Origin of the sequence: Proteiniphilum sp. UBA5384 (genome assembly GCF_002410825.1) — a bacterium.
Lineage (GTDB): Bacteria > Bacteroidota > Bacteroidia > Bacteroidales > Dysgonomonadaceae > Proteiniphilum.
In genome coordinates this window covers 62,733-71,144 of record NZ_DHOS01000071.1, presented here as the reverse complement: position 1 = coordinate 71,144, position 8,412 = coordinate 62,733, and the positions used below count along the sequence as shown (strand labels likewise).

The 8,412-nt window shown below is 42.2% G+C and carries 4 protein-coding genes; all 4 read left to right on the top strand.

Annotation, left to right across the window (positions count from 1 at the left end; translation table 11 throughout):
* The first annotated feature begins 942 nt into the window (after positions 1–942).
* The 4 genes from B4G81_RS14050 (at position 943) to B4G81_RS14035 (ending at position 8,408) form a co-directional block, all read left to right on the top strand.
* A complete protein-coding gene (locus B4G81_RS14050; RefSeq protein ID WP_294083577.1) occupies positions 943–2,514 on the top strand; it encodes a glycerol-3-phosphate dehydrogenase/oxidase in 1,572 nt (523 codons plus the stop codon).
* Between the two features lie 57 nt (positions 2,515–2,571).
* A complete protein-coding gene (glpK, locus tag B4G81_RS14045) occupies positions 2,572–4,059 on the top strand; it encodes a glycerol kinase GlpK (RefSeq protein ID WP_294083576.1) in 1,488 nt (495 codons plus the stop codon).
* A 22-nt stretch (positions 4,060–4,081) separates the two neighbouring features.
* Positions 4,082–4,783, top strand: a complete 702-nt coding sequence (locus B4G81_RS14040; RefSeq protein ID WP_294083575.1) for an MIP/aquaporin family protein — start codon at positions 4,082–4,084, stop codon at positions 4,781–4,783.
* Positions 4,784–5,174: 391 nt separating this feature from the next.
* Positions 5,175–8,408, top strand: coding sequence for a SusC/RagA family TonB-linked outer membrane protein (locus tag B4G81_RS14035; RefSeq protein WP_294083574.1), 3,234 nt, complete (start codon positions 5,175–5,177; stop codon positions 8,406–8,408).
* Positions 8,409–8,412: the final 4 nt, after the last annotated feature.

Below are 8,412 nucleotides of genomic sequence, written 5' to 3'. Positions count from 1 at the left end.
AGGTAGGCTTTTTCCGTCTTCTATGAGTTGTATGTAAATGATTTGTTTGCTTATGGGGTCAGCCTCGGCGGAGAGAGGGAAGTCGTGAAGTCAGAAACTTGGAAGGAGAAACATCCTACATGGAAATATATTTTATGGAATGAGCGGATGATGAGAGATTTTGTTAAAGAAGAATATAAGCATCTTTATGGGATTTATATGGAATTACCATAATATAGCGATGAAATATCTGTAGGTTTTTTGATATAAAATAAGTTAAGAGAGATTTATGTGGATACGGATTTTGAGTGTTTAGAAAATATTGAACCGTTGATTAAGAATGAAGATTGCATTATATCGCTTGAACCTGAATTACATTGTAAGATATTTAATCGGGACAGAATTTTAAGTTGCGCATTAATGGGGAGTGTTCAGAATCATTTTTATAAGAAAAGTTATCGATAAAGTATTGTCATCTGATACTTTTGAATATGACAGAAGCCATGTAGGAAATTATATTCTGAATACAACCAGTCCCCTCATGTTATCATCTTTATATGAAAAACTTGGAATCGCCGAGAAAGAAAAAATAAATCTTATTTTACTAATTTATGGGGGTAATGCCAAACTTTGTTTTGCGATATATACCCGATCATTGAAAAAAATATAATTAGACACAATCGATATTTGAAGTTATCCGTATCAGACTTTCAATTTATTTCACCTCCTTTCGATTAATGGCGATTGAAACCTCGAATATCGCCTCGAAATGGGATCTGCCCGCTCAAGTGTGTTTTTGCTTTTAATGAAAGACGCAGGTTTTCGAGTTAATATTACGAATTACAGGTAATATACTCTTTAAAGATCCAAAATACTGAATTTCGATTAATTCTTATTTTCTTTCGAATTATTTCGTTTAATAAAAATATTGTGTTATTTTTGTGAAGTCATAACAATACAACAATGAAACGAAATAAATCATTACAACAATTATCAGACGAATCCATTCAATGGGATTTTGTCGTCATAGGCGGAGGCGCAAGTGGCCTTGGTAGCGCAGTAGACGCAGCGTCCAGAGGGTATAAAACATTGCTTCTGGAATCGCACGATTTCTGTAAGGGAACGTCGAGCAGAAGTACCAAGCTGGTGCATGGTGGCGTAAGGTACATGGCGCAGGGATATATTGATTTGGTGAAGGAAGCGCTCAAGGAACGTGGGCTTCTTGCACACAATGCAGCTCACTTGGTGAAAACGCAGGATTTCGTAATCCCCAACTACACGATATGGGACAGTGTCCTGTATGCCGTAGGATTGACTTTCTACGATTTTCTGGCGGGCAAACTCAGTCTGGGTAAAACCCGACTCATTGGCAAGAAAAAAACCTTGGAAGAGCTTCCGAACGTCAGAGCCGAAGGATTGCGCAGCGGCGTTGTGTACACCGACGGACAATTCGATGACTCACGCCTCGGCATAAACCTCGCACAAACCATCGATGATTTGGGCGGCTGCGCGGTGAATTATGTGGAAGCAGACGGTTTCATCAAGGATGCCAACGGACAAATCATCGGCGTGAATGCCACCGACAAACTGTCGGGACAAAAATATACCATCCGCTGCAAAGCGGTGATCAACGCTACAGGTGTTTTCGCCAACGAAGTGCTGAATGAGGACAATCCCAAACACGGAAAATTCATTGTTCCCAGCCAGGGAATCCATATCGTCTTGGACAAGTCGTTCCTCAAGGGTGACAACGCCGTGATGATTCCCAAGACGTCCGACGGACGTGTGCTCTTTATTGTTCCCTGGCACGATAAATGTATCGTGGGAACTACCGACGTGTTGGTCGATGAGCCGAGCTACGAGCCGAAACCGCTGGAAAAAGAAATCCATTTCGTCATGGAGTCGGCACAAAAATACCTTAACAAAAAACCCACGAGGAAAGATGTGCTCTCTATCTTTGCCGGTCTGCGCCCGCTGGCTGCACCCAAGGAAGAAGGCAAAAGCACCAAGGAAGTATCGCGTAGCCATAAAGTGATTGTGCATCCTTCCGGCATGGTTACCCTTACGGGTGGGAAATGGACCAGCTACCGTAAGATGGCCGAAGATGCCGTCGACAAAGCCATTGAGGTGCACAACCTCAACAAGACGAAATGCAAGACCTATGACCTTTCTATTCACGGAAATATGAATAAGAAAGATGTGGACCGTTCCAATCATCTCTATGTGTATGGCTCCGATATTCCCGCTATCAAAAAGCTGGAAGCTGAAAAACCGGAATATGCCGAAAAACTGCATCCCAAGTACGATTACACTGTGGCGGAAGTAGTTTGGGGAGTGCGTGAAGAGATGGCGATGAACCTGGAGGATATTTTGGCGCGCCGGGTCCGCCTGTTGTTCCTCGATGCCCGCGTGGCCATAGAGTGCGCCCCGAAGGTGGCTGAGATCATGGCGCAGGAACTGGGCAAAGATAAGGCATGGGAAGAAGCGGAAGTGGATGATTTTGTCAAATTGGCGAAAAATTATATTTTGGAGTAAAACGCATATTATGTGACTTTTTATATTTACCTATTATCTAATTAAACTAATTAGTTTATGGAGGAAAAATACATTTTGGCGCTCGATGCAGGCACAACCAGCTCGCGGGCAATCGTTTTCAACCACAAGGGCGAAATATGCGCCACCGGACAGAAAGAGTTTACGCAAATTTTTCCCCAAAGCGGATGGGTAGAACACAATCCGCACGAAATATGGTCGTCGCAAGCGTCGGTGATCGCCGAAGCCATCACCAAAATTGGTATCAATGGTACCAACATTGCAGCCATTGGTATCACCAACCAACGTGAAACCACTCTTGTATGGGATCGAAAAACCGGCGAGCCGGTTTACAATGCCATCGTATGGCAGGATCGCCGGACATCAGAATATTGCGATAATTTGAAGAATGAGGGACTGATCCCTTTTATCCGGGAAAAAACCGGTTTAGTCATTGACGCCTATTTCAGTGCCACTAAAATAAAATGGATCCTGGACAATGTTCCCGGAGCAAGAGACAAGGCCAACCGTGGAGAACTTGTTTTTGGAACGGTGGACACGTGGCTGGTGTGGCAACTTACCCGCGGTGAACGACATATCACGGATGTATCGAACGCATCGCGAACCATGCTCTTCAATATCAACACTATGGAGTGGGACGATGATTTGCTGAAACTTTTCGACATTCCGACAAGTATACTCCCTGAAGTGTGTGATTCCAGCAGCGTGTACGGTCATACCAAAACTACTATTTTCGCATCGAAAGTACCCATTGCAGGCATCGCGGGCGATCAGCAGGCTGCCCTTTTCGGGCAATTGTGCACCGAGCCAGGTATGGTGAAAAACACATACGGTACAGGCTGTTTTATTCTGATGAATACCGGAAACCGACCGGTCATCTCTAAAAACAATTTGATCTCAACAATTGCATGGAAAATCGGTGACAAAACCACTTATGCCCTCGAAGGCAGTATATTCATCGGTGGCGCCATTGTACAATGGCTGCGCGACGGACTGAAAATTATTAAATCGTCGTCCGAAATAGAAGCCCTGGCACGTGAAGTGCCCGATAGTGGCGATGTCTATTTCGTTCCTGCGCTCACCGGTTTGGGTGCGCCCTATTGGGACCAGTATGCCCGCGGAACCATTGTGGGCATTTCGCGTGGAACTACCGGCGCGCATATTGCCCGTGCTGCATTAGAAGGCATTGCATTCCTCACCGGTGATGTCATCAACGCCATGGCACTGGATGCCGAAACCGGATTGAAAGAACTCCGGGTGGACGGTGGAGCGTCTCGTAACAACTTACTGATGCAATTTCAGGCCGAAGTCTTGTCTAAAAAAGTCATCCGTCCCGAAGTTACCGAGACCACTGCGCTGGGAGCGGCATACCTGGCGGGATTGGCTGTGGGATTCTGGGAAAATATCGACGAATTAAAACAACAATGGAGTGTTGAGCGTGTTTTCGAACCCGAAAAAGCCGATATGCAAATCGAAAAAAAGAAATGGCAACAAGCGATCTATAAAGCTCAAGCGTGGATACGATAAATAAATAAAAACACAATATACCATGCCTCAAGATCTATTATTCGAATTTATAGGGACAGCCGTGCTCATTCTGTTGGGTGATGGCGTGGTAGCCAATGTGGTACTGAAAGGAACCAAAGGTTATGGCAGTGGATGGGCCGTTATCTCTATTGCATGGGGACTTGCCGTTTTTGTGGGAGCATTCATCTCCGGACCATATTCCGGTGCGCACCTCAATCCTGCACTGACCGTGGGACTGGCGCTGGCAGGACAGTTTTCGGGAAATATCGGGGGATATATCGTTGCCCAAATTCTGGGAGGAATAGTGGGGGCAATGCTTGTGTATGTTTTTTACAAGCCCCATTTCGATGCAGAAGAAAATCAGGATACCAAGTTGGGTGTTTTCTGCACCATTCCCGCTATCCGCAACTATTTTTACAATTTTCTGAGCGAGGTAATCGGCACGTTCCTGCTGGTTTTCGGGATACTGTTTGCGGTGAAAGACGGAACGGGCTTCGATGGGCCGTTTCCGGTAGGCTTGCTCATCATTGCCATCGGCATGAGTTTGGGCGGTACAACGGGATATGCCATCAATCCCGCCCGGGATCTGGGGCCACGCATCGCTCACTTCATCCTTCCCATAAAAGGGAAGCGCGATAGCGATTGGGCTTATTCATGGGTGCCGGTAGTAGGACCGATTGTGGGTGCGGTGCTGGCTGCAGGAACCTATTTTGTGGTAATCTGACTGTCAGCCGGCTGTGCGATGTGTGGATGATATGAACTTGTCATAGACTCTTTAGAGGAACGTGAGAAGGGAAGCGTAACTCTCTTCCACTTACTTGACAATTGTCAGAATACCCTGAAAGGAATAGAGAATAGATAATCCAGATTGATAAAATGTTGTAATTTTAAATAACTAATATAAATATTTTAACCTTGTATTCATACCACTACATAAAAAAATCTATCTTTGTGCTTTATATATAATATTAATGCTATTTTTTAGGGGTAAAAGATAAAGAAATGAATTAATTTACCTCTTTTTTATTGCTATGTGCTTTTTCATGGTTTATCTGTATATGTGTTAATGAGAAAATATTTATTGTTTTAGTGTTATTGTTTTAATGTTTAAAATTATGATGAAGAAAATTCTATTTTTTCTAATGTGGACTTTCTCAATTGTATCGTTCGCTCAGAAGATCAATGTGAGTGGGACAGTTCTTGATGAAAGCGGATTACCCATTATTGGTGCGACAGTTGTCGTTGTGGATGAGCCGTCAAAAGGAGTAGTTTCAGACATTGACGGAAAGTTTATGCTATCAACTGTGGACTCCAGTGGTAAACTGAAAGTGTCATATGTTGGTATGACGACACTTATTGTTCCTATAGAGGGTAAAACCACTCATACAATAATATTGTATGATGATTCGGAATTACTTGAAGAGGTGGTGGTTACTGGGTATCAAACTCTCTCAAAAGAAAGAGCCACAGGTTCCTACAATCTTATAAAATCAGATCAAATAGAGAAACCTTCTACCAATATTGGGCAACGTCTTATCGGAACATCTTCGGGAGTCCAGGTAATGTCTGATGCTGATGGCAATGTTTCTTTTGAAATACGTGGTCAATCAAGCCTTATGGCAGCTGCCCAACCTTTGATTGTTGTTGATGGGTTTGCTATTCAAGGTGGATTGGAGTCTATTAATCCTAATGATGTGAAAGATATCACTATTCTTAAAGATGCAGCCGCAACTTCAATTTGGGGTGCACGTTCAGCCAATGGTGTTATTGTTATAACTACAAAATCAGGTGCAAGGGATAAGGGTGTAACGGTTAATTTCAATTCTTTTTTGAAATATGCTCCTAAAATTGATCTTGGTTATCTTTCACCATTGGCATCATCCTCTGAGATAATTGATTATGAGCAAAAAGGTTTTAATTCTAATTTCTTCGGTGGTCCATGGTCTCCAACCCCCGACAGTAATACAAGCCTGACAGGAGGTTATTCGCAGGCAGTTGAAGCAATGAATGAAAATAGATTGGGCTTTTTGTCAAATGATGAACTGAGTAACTTGTTAGATAGGTTAAGAGTCAGCGATAACAGGGGGCAAATAAAGAATCTTATGTTGCAAAGCCCTTTTACCCAACAATATAATTTAAGTGTCGCATCACAGGGAGAAAAAACATCAAGTTATGTTTCCCTGATGTATGAAAATAGAAAATCAAACTATAAAGGTACAGATGACGAAAAATATAACATAAGCTTCAGAACAAATGCCAATATCTTCAAGTGGCTCGACTTCTCTTTTATCAGTACATTTATAATGGGTAACCGCAATAACAATGGAGATATCTACACAGGTTCAAGATATGATATGCTTCTTGATGAGAATGGTAACAAAACATCTCTACCCAGTACATTCTATTGGCCAAATATTGAGAGATACGTGCCTTACGCCTCTTTTCCATATAAAGATTGGTCCTATAACCCCCTCACGGAAGTTGAAGAAAGAGATTTGAAGACGAGTACACTAAACTCGAGGATTCAAGCAGGATTGGCGTTCAAACTTATTGATGGCCTTTTATTTGACACTAAGTTCCAGTATGAAATACTAAATGCTGAAACACGAAATTATTATATGGAAGGATCCTATTTTGTAAGACAACTGGTGAATACTACGAGTAGTTGGGACAGGACAACCGATAAAGTGGCAGCGAACCTTCCAAAAGGGGGAATACTTGACCAAGGTAAAACAGAGCGTACCTCATATAACTGGAGAAATCAGCTTACTTTCAATAGAGAGTTTTTTGGCAGGGATCAACTGAGTGCAATTGCCGGTATGGAAATACAGAATATAGTTTATAAAACGACTGAAAGTCCGCGTACATATGGATATGATGATGATAGACTTACGGTTGGGACTTTCCCCAATGGAGTGGGGGGGAGCGGTGCATTGCAACTGAAAAATTGGTTGGGGGCAAATCAAACGTTTGCTTATATCCATAAATTTTCACATGCAACTGACAGATACGTGTCATTTTATGTGAATGCTTCTTATACTATTGATAATAAGTATACTATATCGGGATCGGCAAGGACTGATGCTTCGAATTTGATCACCGATGACCCCAAATACAGGTATGCGCCTTTCTGGTCGGTAGGTGCAAGCTGGAATCTTTCAAGAGAAGATTTTATGAGAAACTATAACTGGATTGACAGATTGATAGTAAGAACGACTTACGGCTATAATGGAAATGTAGATAAATCAACTTCATTTATGCCATTGATATCTGTTACAGGATCCCAGAATATTTATATACAGGACTATACTGCGTCTATAAGCAGTTATGGAAATCCAACACTCCGGTGGGAAAAAACAGGAGCTGTCGACTTAGGTGTTGATTTCGATATGTTTAAAGGAAGAATGTTTGGAAAGTTTGACTTTTATAACAAAAAGGGGAGAGACCTGATCGTAAGTATGAGTATCCCGGCCGTCAATGGAACTAAAACCCAGAAATTGAATATGGCCGAAATGACAAACCGTGGTTTTGAATTTGAACTTGGAACAACCAATAAGTTTTCAGGGAACAATATTGTCTGGACAGGGAGTGTAAACTTCTCTTACAACTATAATGTCATTGATAAGTTGTTTAAGGCTACCTATAATGCTTATGACCTTTATGGTGGGGGAACGGCTGCATACGTGCAGGGATATGATGCCAATACGCTTTGGGCCTTCAAATATGCCGGGGTAGTAAACCAAGGTACCGAGTCAAATCCGAACTGGCAACCAGTGGTGCAGGGTGAAGGAGACGATTTGTATGACTTCACCGGCTGGACTCCCGGCGATGGTAGAGATTATATGCTTGATATGGGTACAAAAGTCGCACCCGTTGGAATTGGCTTAATCAATACATTTAAAATTTATGATTTTGATCTTTCATTCATATTTACAGGGAAATTCGGACATAAGTTCAATGGCCTTATATTCAACTATCCGAGTATGTCGGGTGGAAGTGCTTTGCCAAATAAACTTTACAACGAAGTATTAAATTCTGATCCATCAAAAATGGTCCCGATTCCTTTTGGAAAGGATGAACCTCGGTATTATTTCTGGGACAGATTCTATCCTTATCTCGATTACAGAGTGCAAAGTGCCAATCATCTGAGAATGCAAGAGCTTAGTGTTGCCTACAATGTGAATCCGCTTCTTCTTAGGAAAATTGGCCTGCGCTCGGCAAAAGTGTATGGACAGGCTAACAATCTGTTTGTACTGACAAATAATAAATATAATGAAGATCCTGAATTCCCTATGGGATCATTAAAACCTCGGCCAACTTTAACTTTTGGTTTAAATCTTACTTTTTAAAATA